Below are 13,479 nucleotides of genomic sequence, written 5' to 3'. Positions count from 1 at the left end.
GATCTTCACCACCGCCACGGAGTTAACCGTGGGTGTCGGCGAGCAGCCGGCGGACAGTGTTGGGCCCGAGGGCCCGGTAGGCGGCGTGGACGGCGGCCAGGTCCCATGCGTGGGTGCCGACCACGGTAAGGCTGCGGGGGCCGCGTCGCTGGAGGGTGCCGCGGACCACGAGCAGCCCGGAGTGGAACAGGGTGTGGGCGCAGGTGCGGTGGGTGCCGTCGAAGAACGCGAGGTCGATGAGGCCGGTTTCGTCGTCGAGGGTAGTGAAGATGACGCGGTGTCCGGAGCGGATGGGCGGGGTCTGGATGGCCGCTTTCACCCCGGCGACGAGGACGGTTGCGCCGTCGGCTCGGTCGGTGAGGCGGTTGGCGGGCAGGGCCCGCAGCTCGTCCAGGAGCGGGCGGTACTCGGTCATGAGGTGGCGGCAGGTGTCCATGCGCAGGAGGCGGAGCTCGGCGTGGAGTTTCTCGCGGTCGGTCAGGTCGGGCAGCGAGCTGACGGTGTGCGGGCTGGTGTCGGTGCCGGGAACGGTGAGCTGGGCGGCGTGGATTCGCGGGCGGTGGTCGAGCTGTGCGATGCGCTGGAGCGTGTCGCGGCGGGTGAGCCCTGGGGTGAGCGGGTCCAGGGCCCCGAGTTGGGCGAGGCGTTCGGCGGTCGGTCGGCTGGGGCGGGCGCGCTGCCACAGGTCGGTCAGTGAGGTGAAGGGTTGACCGGCGGTGATCCGGGCGATTTCGCAGGCGTGGATGCCGTAGAGGTCCGCGAGGGCGAGTCTCAGGCCGTATCCCTGGTCGGGGTGGTGGGGGTCGAGGGGTTCGACGCGGTAGTCGGCGCCGGAGCGGTTGATGTCCAGGGGCAGGATGGTGATGCCGTGGCGCCGGGCGTCGGCCAGCAGGAGCCGTTTGGGGTACATGCCGGGGTCGTGGGTGAGGATGCCGGCGTAGAACGCGGCAGGGTGGTGGGCCTTGAGCCAGGCGGACTGGTAGGTGGGGACGGCGAAGGCGACGGCGTGGGCCTTGCAGAAGCCGTAGGCGCCGAACGCCTCGAGGATCCGCCAGGTCTGCCGGATGACCGCGGGCCGGTAGCCGCGGGTGCGGGCCCGGGTGGTGAACCACTGGCGCACCAGGGCCTGGTTGGTGGTGTCGGTGAGGGCGCGGCGGGCTTCGTCGGCCGTGGCCCGGTCGCAGCCGGTCAGCTGGGCGATGATTCGGATGACCTGTTCGTGCCAGACGACGACGCCGTAGGTCTCCTTCAGGACGGGCACGAGGTCAGGGTGGGGGTACTGGGGGCGGCGCAGGTTGTGGTGGGCGGCGATGAAGGGGCGGACCATGTCGGCGGCGACCGGGCCGGGCCGGAACAGGGAGATGTCGACCACGAGGTCGTGGAGGGTGGTGGGCTGGAAGCGGCCGATGAGGTCGCGCTGGCCGGGGCTTTCGAGCTGGAAGCAGCCCAGGGTGCCGGTGGAGCGGATCAGTTCGAGGGCGGCGGGGTCTTCGGGAGCGACCTGGCGGGGGTCGTCGAGGTCGACGAGGCGGCCGGTGGTGCGGTGGATCTCGGCGACGGCGTGGGCCATGGCGGACTGCATCCGCACGCCGAGGACGTCGAGTTTGAGCAGGCCGAGGTCCTCGACGTCGTTCTTGTCGAACTGCGACATCGCCAGGTGCTGGCCGCTGCTGGGCACGACCGGGGTGCGGTCCATGAGTGTGTGGTCGGACAGCAGCACCCCGCAGGGGTGCATGGCGATCGATCGAGGGAGTGCGTCCAGGGCCTCGACGAGGGCCCACAGCCTGGTGCAGCCGGTGTACCGGGCGGCGACGGTGCGCAGTTCGGGCAGTTCGGCGAGGGCGGTGCGGGCGTCCTTGGCTCGGATGTCGGGGAAGGCCTTCGCCAGGCTACCGGTCTCGGCCGGGTCGAGGCCGAGCGCGGTGGCGGTGTCGCGGATGGCTTGGCGGATGCGGTACGTCTCGGGCATGGCGACGGTGGCCACCCGCTCGGGGCCGAAGCGGTCGAAGATGGCGCGGTACACCTCCAGGCGGCGGGCGGACTCCACGTCGATGTCGATGTCGGGCAGCGTGGCGCGGCGCGGGGAGAGGAAGCGCTCCATGAGCAGGCCGTGCCGGACGGGGTTGGCGGTGGCGATACCGAGGAGGTGCACGACCAGCGATCCGGCGGCGGAGCCGCGGGCGGCGACCCGGATGCCCAGGCGCCGGGTGTCGTCCACGATCTGGGCGACGGTCAGGAAGTACGCGGGGTAGCCGAGGTGCTCGATGACGGCGAGCTCCTCTTCCAGGCGACGCAGCATGGCCGGGTCGTGGTCGTAGCCGTGGGCGGCCATGGCGGCCTGGCAGCGGGTCGCGAGCAGGCGGGCCGTGGTGGCCGGGCTCGCGCCGACCAGCTGCGGTTCGGGGAGGTGGACCTGACCGAGGCCCAGGTCGCTTTCGGGGTCCAGGCGCAGTTGTTCGGCGCAGCGGGCCGTGGCGGCCAGCAGGTGTGAGGCGTCCTGGCCGGCGGCGCGGGCGATGTGCTCGGCGATGGCGGCCATGGCGGCGGGAGGTTTGAGCCAGCGTTCGCCGCGGTCGGTGTGCCGGGGGTCGATGCGGGTCAGGCGGCGGGCGGAGTCCAGGACGTCGGCGACGGGGGCTTGGCCGGGATCGGCGTAGCGGACGGCACCGGCCAGGACCGCCTCGATGACCTCTTCGGCGGCCAGGTTGAGCGTGCGCGCGGCCAGGGACAGGGAGCCGGGCCCCGTACCCTGCGGGTCGCAGTAGGCCACCTCGAGGCGCAGACGGGGCCCGAAGGTCTCGCGCCACGGTGCCAGCAGGGCCGCCGCCTGGTCGGGATTGCCGGCGCCGAGTGCCCGGATGGGTTCGGAGGCGGGGCCGAGGAGGGCGGTCAGGCCGGTGGCGTGGCGCTCGAGGTCGGCCCAGGCGAGCAGGGGCGGGGTGCCGGGGTGGGCGTGGGCGGCGCTGATCAGACGGCACAGTGCGGCCCAGGCGGTGCTGTCTTCGGCCAGCAGTACCACACGCGGGAAACGGTCGGCGGCGATCGCCCGCTCGCGTGCCGTGTGCCAGGTGACGGGCCGATGGTGCGCCGCGGCGTAGGGGGCGTGGGCGAGATCGGCGCCGAACAGCGGGCGCACCCCGGCGGCGGCGCAGGCCTTGGCGAAGCGGACGCAGCCTGCCACGGTGTCCCGGTCGGTCAGCGCCAGCGTGGTGATGCCACGCTCGGCGGCGCGCTCCGCCAGCTGCCCGGGGAGAGCGGCTCCGTAGCGCAACGAGTACCCCGAGACGACGTGCAGATGCGCGAAACTGGGCACCGCGACCTCCCCGCGAAGACCCTTCTATCAGCCTCTCTCATTCCGCGGCCGGGAGAAACGGTCCCGGCGATGCTCCTCGCCGGGTTGACGCCGAGGAGCATCGCGTTCTTCGGAACCGATCTCGAAGCGGTGGCGCTGCGGGCGACCGGCGCGGACCGGTGCGTCGTGATCTGTGGACGTCGCCTCCCGCCGGGCCAGCCGCCGGCCGGTTCACCCGATAGGCCGGTCGACGCCAGCTTCCGGGCGGCCGTTGGTCGAGGTCGGGTTCGGACGTTAGCCAGCGGTCGGATCGGGTAGCGCGCGAAACGCCGCGTTCGCGGGGCGGCTTCGTTGAGCGATCGGCCGTGGGGGGTCGGGTTGACCGAGACCAGTACCGAAACCAGTGTGGAACAGGAGCCGGTGGTCGCACCGCGGCCGGCTCGTCGTCGAGGGCTGTGGCTGTCCGTGGCCGCGGCGGCCGTGGTGCTGCTGACCGCCGGCGGATTCGTCACGTTCGGGCTGGCCCGGTCGGTGCCGGCGCCGCAGATCGTGCAGACCGTCCCGCGGACGTACGCGATCCCGGGCGCTGCGCCGGTGTTGCCGTGGCCGAAGGCCGGGCAGGCGACGGTCGAGATCGACGGACTCGGCCGGGTGGGCACCTTCGGCGGTTCACGACCCGTGCCGATCGCCAGCGTCGCCAAGGTGATGACCGCGTACCTCATCCTGCGGGACCATCCCCTGGGCCTGGACGACGACGGTCCCACGCTGACCGTCTCGGCCGAGGAGGCCGCCGCCTACCCGTCCCAGCTCGCCTCCGGCGAGTCGGTGGTCCGGGTGACGGCCGGCGAGGTGCTCACCGAGCGGCAGGCGCTCGTGGCCCTGCTCCTGCCTTCGGCCAACAACATCGCCCACATCCTCGCCCGGTGGGACGCCGGTGACAAAGCCGCGTTCGTGACCAAGATGAACCAGGCCGCGGCCCAGCTCGGGATGGCGAGCACGCACTACACCGACCCGTCCGGACTCGAAGCGGCCACCGTCAGTACCGCCGCCGACCAGGTCATCCTGGGCCGGCTGGCGATGCAGATGCCGGTGTTCGCGCAGATCGTGGCGCTGCCGCAGGCCGCGCTCCCCGTCGTCGGGCAGGTCAGCAACGTCAACACGCAGCTGTACCAGGACGGGATCATCGGCATCAAGACCGGCTCCACCGACGAGGCCGGCGGCTGCCTGCTCTTCGCGGCCGAGATCTCCGCGGAAGGGCACCGGTTCAAGGTCATCGGCGTCGTGCTCGGACCCGGCCCGAACATGACCGACGCCTTCGAGGCCAGCCGTCGCCTGATCCAGGCCAGCAGCGGCCTGCTGCACCGGTACCGGGTCGTGGGCGCCGGCGACGTCGTGGCGACCGTCCGGGGACCGATGGGCAGGAGCACGACGCTCGCCCCGAGCGGCGACGTGAGCGTGCTCGGCTGGCCCGGCCTGACCTACCGGGTCGAGACGCTGGGCAGCGTGCGGGGCCGCATCGCGGCGGGCGCCGGCGTCGGCACGCTCAAGCTCACCGCCTCGGGCACGGCCGTGACCGCCGCCCTGCAGGCCACGCACACGCTCAAGCCACCCAGCCGGTGGGAGAGAATCACGCACGTGTGAGCACCGGGTGCCGCGACGAGTCGTCGCGGCACCCAGGCTCGGTCGCCGCTGCGTGAGTGCGACACATGCCGGGAGAATACTGTCCTGGACCCTCTCCCGGTTCGCCGCGCCGAAGCCCGCCGATGCGGTAGTCCGGTGCGAGAGTCTCGTGCACATCTGTCAGACCGGGTCGGTCGAGGTGCAGGCGCTGCAGGGGCTCGATCTCGTTGTGGCGCCGGGGGAGATGATCGCCGTCGTTGGCGCCTCCGGCTCGGGCAGGTCGACCCTGCTGTCGATTCTCGCTGGCATCGAGTCGCCGGCCGCCAGCACCACCTCCGCCGAGGTGTTCGAGGCTGGCGCGCGGGCATGTTGCGGAGTTCCGGATTAACATGTTTTGGTGGGTTTGCTTCCCGTAGCACGCGATGAATAGGCCGGCTCCACATCCGGCGTTGCGTTCATAACTCCTTGTCCGATCGCTTCCAAGCCGAGTGCGGCCTTCCACGTGTGGCGACCCACGTGTGGAGGGTGATGCCTGATGCGCCCACGTATGCCGTCGCTGCTGTTGCGCCCGACGCAGCCGCCGTTGGCGCTCGGACTCGTGGTGGCAGCTTTGCTCATCGTGGCGGAAACCCTCGTGCTGTATCCGCTCGCAGGGGCCACCCACGCCAGTGTCAGGGGTGTGGTGTACCTGCTTGGCGTCTTGGTCGTCTCGGTCGTGTGGGGTGCCAAGCTGGGGGTGGTGACTTCGGTGGCCAGCGCCCTCACCTTTGACTACTACCACGTGCCGCCCTTCGGGGCGTGGAGCATCAGCGCGAGTGAGGATGCGGGTGAACTCGCGTTCTTTGTGTTCGCTGGTGTGTTGACCAGCGGTTTGGCAGGCCTGGCTCGGTCACGCGCTCTCGAGGCGTCCGAACGCAGTCAGGCGGGCGTCGCGGCGGAGTTGGCCGGTCTCGTGTTGGGCGCCGACGATGTACGGGCGGTGCTGGGTGCGGCGTCGCAGCGGCTCGCCGCGGCGTTCGAACTGCCATGGGCGGTGATCGCGCTTGAGGTGGTCGGCGCGGACGAGCGTCGGGCCGCGTTGCCGCTGCGCGTCGGTGCCAACCGGTCGGGGACGCTGCTGGTGCCCGCTGACCTGTCTGCTCGCACGCTGGTGCGGCTGCGGCAACGGGTGGTCCCGTCGCTGGAAACGTTGCTCTGCGTGGCACTCGAGCGGCAGGTGAGTCGCGAGCGGTTCTGCGGCCTCGTGGAAGAACAGACCGCATTGCGGCGGGTGGCGACGATGGTTGCCCGTGGCGCCTCGCCAGCCGAGGTGTTCAGCGCAGTCGCGGCGGAACTGAGCCGGCATCTCAACCTCGACACTGCGACGCTGATGCGGTACGAGCCGGACGGAACAGCCCTCCGCGTCGCGGGCGTCGGCAAAATGGCTCACGAGTTCTCGGTGACGCTCGAAGGCGACAACGTCACCGGAACGGTGCGGCGCACTGGCCGCGCGGCCCGGATGAACAACTACGACAACGCCGCGGGCTCCCTCAGCGCGATGGCTCGTTCGCTGGGTATTCGTGCGAGCGTTGCAGCGCCCGTGGTGGTCGAGGGCCGTCTGTGGGGTGCCGCCGTCGTGCTGACGTCGAATCCAGAGCCCATCCCGGCCGACGCTGAGGCGCGCCTCGCCGATTTCACGGAGCTCGTCGCGGCCGCGATCGCCAACGCGGACAGCCGGGCACAGCTGACCGCGTCCCGCGCCCGTATCGTCGCCGCCAGCGACGAAGCCCGTCGGCGATTCGAGCGGGATCTCCACGACGGCGCCCAGCAACGCCTCATCTCGCTCTGCCTCGAGCTCCACATGGCAGAAGCCGCGTTGCCACTCGGCCTGGAGACAGTCAAGGAGCAGTTGTCGCGCACGGCGAAGGGGCTGACCGGCGTTTTTGACGACCTGCGGGAGATCGCGCACGGGATCCATCCGGCGATCCTGTCCAAGGGAGGGCTCGGCCCGGCGCTCAAGACACTTGCCCGCCGAAGCGGTGTTCCGGTCGAGTTGCACATGGATGTCCTTCGGCGATTGCCGGAGTGTGTCGAGGTGGCCGCGTACTACGTTGTTTCAGAAGCACTCGCCAACGCCACCAAACATGCCCGAGCGTCCATGGTGCAAATCGATGTCGAAGCGCAAGACGCGATCCTGCAGATCCTGACACGCGACGACGGGATCGGGGGAGCGGACCCCGGCAAGGGCTCTGGCTTGATCGGTCTTCAGGACCGGGTCGAGACACTCGGGGGTCACATGGAGATCGTGAGCCCGGCTGAGCATGGGACGACGTTGCGCGCCACGATTCCGATCAGCGGCGGGTGAGCCGGTCCGGTTCGCTGTGGCTCGTCCTGGCGGCCACGGTCGCCTCGGCAATGGGGTGCACCGGCATCCTGTCGAGCCGACGATTGCTCTGGGGTCGTGTCTTGAAGCCGGCCGTGGTGCGCCGCAGGCGCGCTGCGGTCCAAAAGCCTACATCTGGATTTTCTCGTCCACGGCGAGGATCATGGTGATCTTTCGTGCCGCGCCGCGCGGCCGGGCCTGACACCCGGTCGCGCGGCGGCCGGGTCAGGCGCGGCGCCAGAGCGCTGGGACGACCGGCGGTTCCCAGCCGGGCAGCGAGGTGTGCCCCTGCACGCAGGTGTACGAAACGCCGCCGTAGGTGACGGTCTGGCCCGTGCGATACGCCGTCCACGGCGCCCAGGCGCTCGTCGCCGGCGGAGTCGTGGCCGGCGGGGTCGTGGGCGGCGGGGTCGTGGCCGGCGGGGTCGTGGGCGGCGGAGTTGTGACCGGCGGAGTCGTGGGCGGCGGAGTCGTCGCCGGTGGGCTGGTGTCGCCTGGTTCGGGCAGACCGCCGACGGTTTGGGCGATCCAGCCGCGCAGGCCGCCGGAGTCGGTGACGTCGACGTAGATGGACGGGGCGACACCGCAGGCAGTGTTCACCGTGCCGGAGCCACTCGTGGCGCCGACGACGATCCATTCGCCGCGGCTGTTCTTCTGAAACTGAGGGCCGCCGGAGTCGCCGTAGCAGGCGCCGGCGTTTCCGCCGGGGTTGTCGGTGCACAGTTCCTGGGCGCCGTTGACGATCGCGGGGCATCGGGAGTCGGCGACGATCGAGGTGTCGAGTTCCATCGCGACGTTGGTGAACCCGCCGCAGTCGACCTCCGGGCAGGTCTGGCCGAAGCCGACCAGCCGCGTCCTCGTGCCGACCGGCGGGGTCGAACGGGCGATCGGCGCCGGCTTGACGTTCGTCACCGGGGGCGAGAGCTCGAGCAGTGCCACGTCGGCGCTGCCGGGGGCGAACACCCGCCGGACCGTTTCAGAGGTGGCGACGGGTTTGGTGCGGTCGGTGCCGATGCCGACGTAGCCGTTGCGCCAGGTGCAGTGCGCGGCGGTGAGCGCCCAGTCGGGTTTGATCAGGATCACGGTGCAGGCGTTCCAGTGGCCGATCGGGTACGCCTCGGTAGCGGGCCGCGCGCCGACCAGCATCGGCGTCACAGGCCCGTCGCCGGCCGACGCGACGCCCGCCGCCACCATGAGACCGGCGGCCACAGTAGCGGCGCCGATCAGCGAGACCAGGATTCTGACGGGTTTCCGCATGCATGCTCCCCAGCTCAGAGTCAGACGAGATCCAGAATTCGATCCTTAATTGCCAACCTTGTTTACTAATACGTGACGAAAGGCATGGAGGTCAATAGCGATCGATGGGCGGCTGCGGCGGGGCGGGCCGACCCGACCCCGGGGTGGCGGCTGCGGTCGGCGCCGGGGCGCTCGAGGCTTGCCCGAAACGCTAAAGAGACCTTACTATTTTTCCCTGGTTCATTGACAGGTGACCATGCTCTGCTAGGTTCGGAGCGTTCGCCTGCCGGCTTGCAACCGTCAGGAGTGCGACGATGCCCCCATGCCCGGCGTGCCGGTCTCGCCACCCGTGCCCTTGTCGGCGCGCTCACGGCTGTCAATGCCGGTGCCACCACCTTGGGCGGCGCTGACCCGGGTCGGCAACCTCTACGTCGCCGCTAAGTCGGTTGACGGCGGCATTGCGGTGCAGACGGCGTCCACCCTCGAAGGCATTGCCGCCGCGCCCAAGCGCCAGGTGTGGAAGCCGGATGTACCACATCAGCTGGTGTTCCTGACGGGCCACCTCACCGGCATCAGCCACTCCGCGGCCGTCTGGGAGCAGCGGCACAACGACGCGCAGCGCATCGGCGCCATGGCTGCCCAGACGTATCTCACCGTGTTCCCCGCCCGCAATGCCACCGGCAACCGACTGCACTGGGAGTGACGTGATGGATCTGTCTCGACGGTCCTTTCTGGCCGGATCAGCCGCCGCGGTGGGTTCCCTCGCCCTGCCCGGAACAGCCAGGGCGGCAGCGCTGCCGGCTGACGTGTCGCGTGCGGTCATCGACTCGACGATGGCCCGCTTCACTCCTGCCACCTTCGGTGGGTGGAGCTACCAGAAGGCGCTGTACCTCTACGGCCAGTATCTGTTCTACAAGCGCACGGGCGAGTGGAAGTACCTCGAGTACATCAAGGCATGGGTCGACCGCTTCGTCACCGACGCCGGCATCTCCAACCAGTTCAACAGCCTCGACTCGATGCGGCCCGTGCAACTGCTGCCCCTGCTGTATGCCGAGACGGGCCTGTGGAAGTACCGGACCGCGGCCGAGCAGTTGCGGCGGCGCTTCGCCACCTACCCCCGTACGACCGACGGCGGCCTGATCCACAACGTCAACATGAAGGGCGAACTCTGGTGCGACGGGGTGTACATGGCCCTGCCGTTCCTCGCCCTCTACGGCCGCACCTTCGGTGACGCGCAGTACTGCTACGAAGAGGCTGCCAAGAACATGGCGGTCTACTTCAAGCACCTGAAGTCGGACAACGGGTTGATGTTCCACGCCTACGACCAGGACGGCTCGGCACCGTGGGCGAAGAGCAACGGCGGCCGGTCGACCGTGCACTGGGGGCGGGCCATCGGCTGGTTCGGCATGACTGCCGTGGACCTCCTCGAGGTGCTGCCCGCGAACCACCCCCGCCGGGCCTCCCTCATCGACATTGTCCGCCATCTGGCCGCCGGCTACCGCCGCTATCAGGGCGCCACCACGGGGATGTGGTACCAGGTCGTCAACAAGAGCACCGACACCCGCAACTGGCGGGAGACCTCCTGCTCCGCGATGTTCACCTTCATGCTTTCGCGGGGGGTCCAGCGCGGATACCTCGGTGAGGAGTACCGGCAAGTGGCCGCGAAGGGCTACAAGGGCGTACTCGGTCAACTCTCCGTTGGCGCCGACGGCCTGACCCGGCTCGTCGACATCTGCGAGGGCACCAACATCGGGGACGAGGACTACTACTTCAACCGCCTGCGCCGGGTCAACGACACACACGGGCTCGGTGCGTTCCTGATCATGAACGAGCAGCTCCGCGCACAGTGATGCGACAAGGTGCAACGATGCCGAACCCCTTGCGGTTCTGCCCGAATCCGACAAACGGAGCTGCGTGATGGCCTCCATCGACGACGTCCACCCTGACGCCCGCCACGACCGTTCGGCGGCGATCTCCCGACGGACCCTGCTCGCCCTGGCCGGGGCCGTCGGCGGCACCCTCGTCCTGCCCGCTCCCGCCGCGACGGCACCGCCGAGCACGCTGGCCGCCGGGCCGGTCGCCGAAGAGTACCGTCGTTTGCTGCTCACGCACACCCGCTGGGTGGAGCAGCAGTGGGATCCGGCGATCGGTGCCTATCGCGCGGCCGACTTCCGCTTCGCCGCAGTGCTCGGCAACGCCGTCCTGCTCACGACCGACGGGTACGATGCCACGGTGGCCGGCGTCGATGCCACCACCCTGCGGCAGCGCACCCTGGCCACGATCACCCGGTTCGCGGCCACGAACCGGCTCGCAGGCGGCTCCGAGTGGGGCCGCCGACTGTTCTGGGACTCGACGTTCGAGCTGTACTTCGTGCTCGCCGCTCGGCTGCTGTGGTCGGAACTGACCGCCGCGACCCGGGCGAACGTCGAGGCGATCGCCCGCGGCCAGGCCGCCTACACCTACGCGCTGGGAACGGGCAACGATCCGCTCAGTGGGTCCTGGACGCCGAACGGCAGCACCGGCGGGTTCCGCGGCGACACCAAGCTGGAGGAGATGGGCGTCTACGCGCAGGCCATCGCCCCGGGCCTCGCCTGGGCCCCGGCGGGCGATGCGGAGGCGGCGCGCTGGCGGGACCGGTTCGTGTTCTGGGCGGCCAACTCGAGCGGCCTGCCCGCCGCCGACCGCGCCAATCCGGCGGTCATCGACGGCCGCCGCATCGATGAGCTGATGACCGCGCACAACCTGCACGACACGTTCGTGGTGGAGAACCACGACTCGGTCAACCCGCACTACCAGGCCGAACTATGGCGTACCGCCGGGCGTACCGCCGCGCACTTCCTCGCCGCCGGTGTACCACTGCCGCAGGTCCTCACCCGCCAGCCGAACGGCCGCGAGCTGTGGGCCACACTGCGCCTGCTGGCCAGCGACGCGGGCGAGCCCGTAATGCCGATGGTCGCCGACCGCTACCACCTGTACGGCCGTGACGTACTGCCGCTGGCGTTCCTCGCCCAGGTGCAAGGCGACCGGCACGCCGCCCGCGCCGAGGCCGACCTCGCGTCGCGGCTGATGCCATACCTGCGGTACGCCCCCGAGAACCGGCTGACGAAGTTCAGCGGCGAGGAGAAGTACGAGCCGGAGGCGAGGGCCGAGCTAGCCATCGCGTACCTGTTCCACCGCTGGCGCACGACCGCCGTGCAACCCGTGACCAGCGGCGAGTTCTTCGCCGCGGCTGCGGGCGCCCGCACCTTCGGCGCGGACGCCGGGCTGACCGCACAGCAGACCAGCGCGGGCTTCGCAGCAGCTGTCACCAAACCCGGCCAGGTGCGCTTCCTGTGGCAGCCGGGCCACGACAACTGGCTGATCGACACCCGGGCCCCCGCGTTCCTGCCCGCCACCGCAGGGGCGCCGACCCGGCAGTGGACGGCCGCCTACACCGCCACACGCGACGGCATCGACGCCACAGCCACCGTGCTGCAGACCCCCGCCGGATGGGCCGGATACGCCACCCTGCCCACGGGCACCGTCGTGTACGCAGGCCCAGGTCCGTCCTCGCTCACCCTGTTCAACCTCACCATGCCGGGTGTACCGGGCCTCGACGGCAGCCGCACCTTCACCGGCCCGAACGGCACGGTCACGCCGCCGGCCGGGCTCGGCGACGGCGGCACCGACGAGGTCACCTTCCCAGCCCGTGCCGCCCGGCACGTACGCTTCCTCGGCCGCTCCGCCTCCGGCCAGTACGGCTACTCGCTGTTCGCCGTCGAGGCGTACGACACCAGCGGCACCGACCGGGCCCGCGGCCGTACCGTCACCGCATCGTCTGCCGACCCGAACTACCCGGCAGCGAACGCCGTCGACGGCAACCCCGCCACCCGGTGGGCCGTCGCCCGCGACGATCGCGGCCGAGCCGACAGCTGGCTCGCCGTCGACCTGGGTGCGACAGTCCAGCTCACCCGGGTTCGCCTGAGCTGGGAATCCGCGTACGCCACCGCGTACCTGGTGCAGACCTCCACCGACGGCACCACCTGGAGCACCGCGGTGACCGCGCCGAGCACCGCGACGCTAGGCGCATGGGCTCGCATCGACGACCGTGCCGGCCTGGTCGCACACGGCGCGACCGGCCCGATCGCAGCGTCCGCGGCCCAGGTCACGATCCCGGCCGCCACCCTCATCGAGGGGTACGCCGGCACAGGCACCGACCTCGCCGCCGCGGCGGCCCGCCGGCTGCCCACCGGCGGGCCGGCCACGCTCCGGCTCAGCGACGCCGACGGATACCTGACCCTGCTCAACCTCTCCCCGACCGCGGTCACCGGCGCGGCACTGACGTTGCCGAATGGTGACCGGCTGTACCGGGGCGTGTCCATCGTGCGCGCCGACGGCGGCCTGACCCTCACCGCATCCGTACCCGCCGGTGGCGGCGCCGTCCGCCCCGCCCGGTTCACACTGACCGGCCGCCCACCCACCGGCACCCGCTTCAACGTCGCCGACTCCCACCACCTCACGGTCACCGCACCCGCCGGGGCGGCCGTCGACGTGGGCCTGACCGCGGGCACCTGGTCGGTGCAAGCGCAGGTGCCGGCCGGCACCAGCCGTGCCTACGCCGTGCCGGTCACCGGCCCGGTCACCCCGACCTCGGACCTGGCCCGCGGACGCACCACATTCCCCACCTCTCCACTACCCGCAGGTATGGGCGAACCATCCCAAGCCGTCGACGGCAACCCCAGCACCGCCTGGCGCCCCGGTCCCAACGGCCGGATGGTCGTCGACCTGGCCGACACCCGCGCCGTCACATCGATCACCCTGACATGGACCGGCAGCAACCACCCGGCACCCACCATCGAAACATCCACCGAAGGGACGGCCTACGCACCGTTCAGCGGGCCGACGAACGCCCGGTACATCGCCGTAGCCGTGCCCGGCTGGCGCACCGGCGACGCTGAACTCTCCGAACTGCAAGTCGGCTGAGCTGACG

At 70.8% G+C, this 13,479-nt stretch carries 8 protein-coding genes; 6 read left to right on the top strand and 2 right to left on the bottom strand.

All coding sequences use genetic code 11. The features are described from left to right. Window positions 1-22: 22 nt before the first annotated feature. Entirely contained in the window at window positions 23-3,313 is a 3,291-nt protein-coding gene (locus tag ACQPY0_RS41565; RefSeq protein WP_432973894.1) for a DNA polymerase III subunit alpha, read from the bottom strand. A gap of 384 nt (window positions 3,314-3,697) precedes the next feature. Here ACQPY0_RS41565 and ACQPY0_RS41560 point away from each other — a divergent pair, with 384 nt between their 5' ends. The 3 genes from ACQPY0_RS41560 to ACQPY0_RS41550 all read left to right on the top strand — a co-directional run bounded on the left by ACQPY0_RS41560 (window position 3,698) and on the right by ACQPY0_RS41550 (window position 7,256). After that, window positions 3,698-4,933, top strand: a complete 1,236-nt coding sequence (locus tag ACQPY0_RS41560) for a D-alanyl-D-alanine carboxypeptidase family protein (RefSeq protein ID WP_432973892.1) — start codon at window positions 3,698-3,700, stop codon at window positions 4,931-4,933. A 52-nt stretch (window positions 4,934-4,985) separates the two neighbouring features. Further along, window positions 4,986-5,300 carry an ATP-binding cassette domain-containing protein gene (locus ACQPY0_RS41555; protein WP_432973890.1) on the top strand — a complete coding sequence of 105 codons (315 nt, stop codon included), beginning with the start codon at window positions 4,986-4,988 and terminating at the stop codon, window positions 5,298-5,300. A gap of 159 nt (window positions 5,301-5,459) precedes the next feature. Continuing rightward, complete coding sequence (locus ACQPY0_RS41550) at window positions 5,460-7,256, top strand: DUF4118 domain-containing protein (RefSeq protein WP_432973888.1); 1,797 nt, start codon at window positions 5,460-5,462, stop codon at window positions 7,254-7,256. Window positions 7,257-7,499: 243 nt separating this feature from the next. Here the strand turns inward: ACQPY0_RS41550 and ACQPY0_RS41545 are convergent, their stop codons facing one another. Beyond that, window positions 7,500-8,531, bottom strand: a complete 1,032-nt coding sequence (locus ACQPY0_RS41545) for a trypsin-like serine protease (RefSeq protein WP_432973886.1) — start codon at window positions 8,529-8,531, stop codon at window positions 7,500-7,502. A gap of 301 nt (window positions 8,532-8,832) precedes the next feature. Between ACQPY0_RS41545 and ACQPY0_RS41540 the strand changes: the two genes are divergently transcribed. The 3 genes from ACQPY0_RS41540 to ACQPY0_RS41530 all read left to right on the top strand — a co-directional run bounded on the left by ACQPY0_RS41540 (window position 8,833) and on the right by ACQPY0_RS41530 (window position 13,472). After that, entirely contained in the window at window positions 8,833-9,213 is a 381-nt protein-coding gene (locus tag ACQPY0_RS41540) for a hypothetical protein (RefSeq protein ID WP_432973884.1), read from the top strand. A 4-nt stretch (window positions 9,214-9,217) separates the two neighbouring features. Further along, complete coding sequence (locus ACQPY0_RS41535) at window positions 9,218-10,360, top strand: glycoside hydrolase family 88 protein (RefSeq protein ID WP_432973882.1); 1,143 nt, start codon at window positions 9,218-9,220, stop codon at window positions 10,358-10,360. A 67-nt stretch (window positions 10,361-10,427) separates the two neighbouring features. Next, window positions 10,428-13,472: a discoidin domain-containing protein gene (locus ACQPY0_RS41530; RefSeq protein WP_432973880.1), complete on the top strand. Its 3,045-nt coding sequence runs from the start codon at window positions 10,428-10,430 to the stop codon at window positions 13,470-13,472. The last annotated feature ends 7 nt before the right edge of the window (window positions 13,473-13,479 follow it).

The sequence above is a fragment of the Dactylosporangium sp. CA-233914 genome (assembly GCF_050942935.1).
GTDB lineage: Bacteria > Actinomycetota > Actinomycetes > Mycobacteriales > Micromonosporaceae > Dactylosporangium.
The sequence above is the reverse complement of the archived record's forward strand: the minus strand, read 5'-3'. Positions and strand labels throughout refer to the sequence as shown.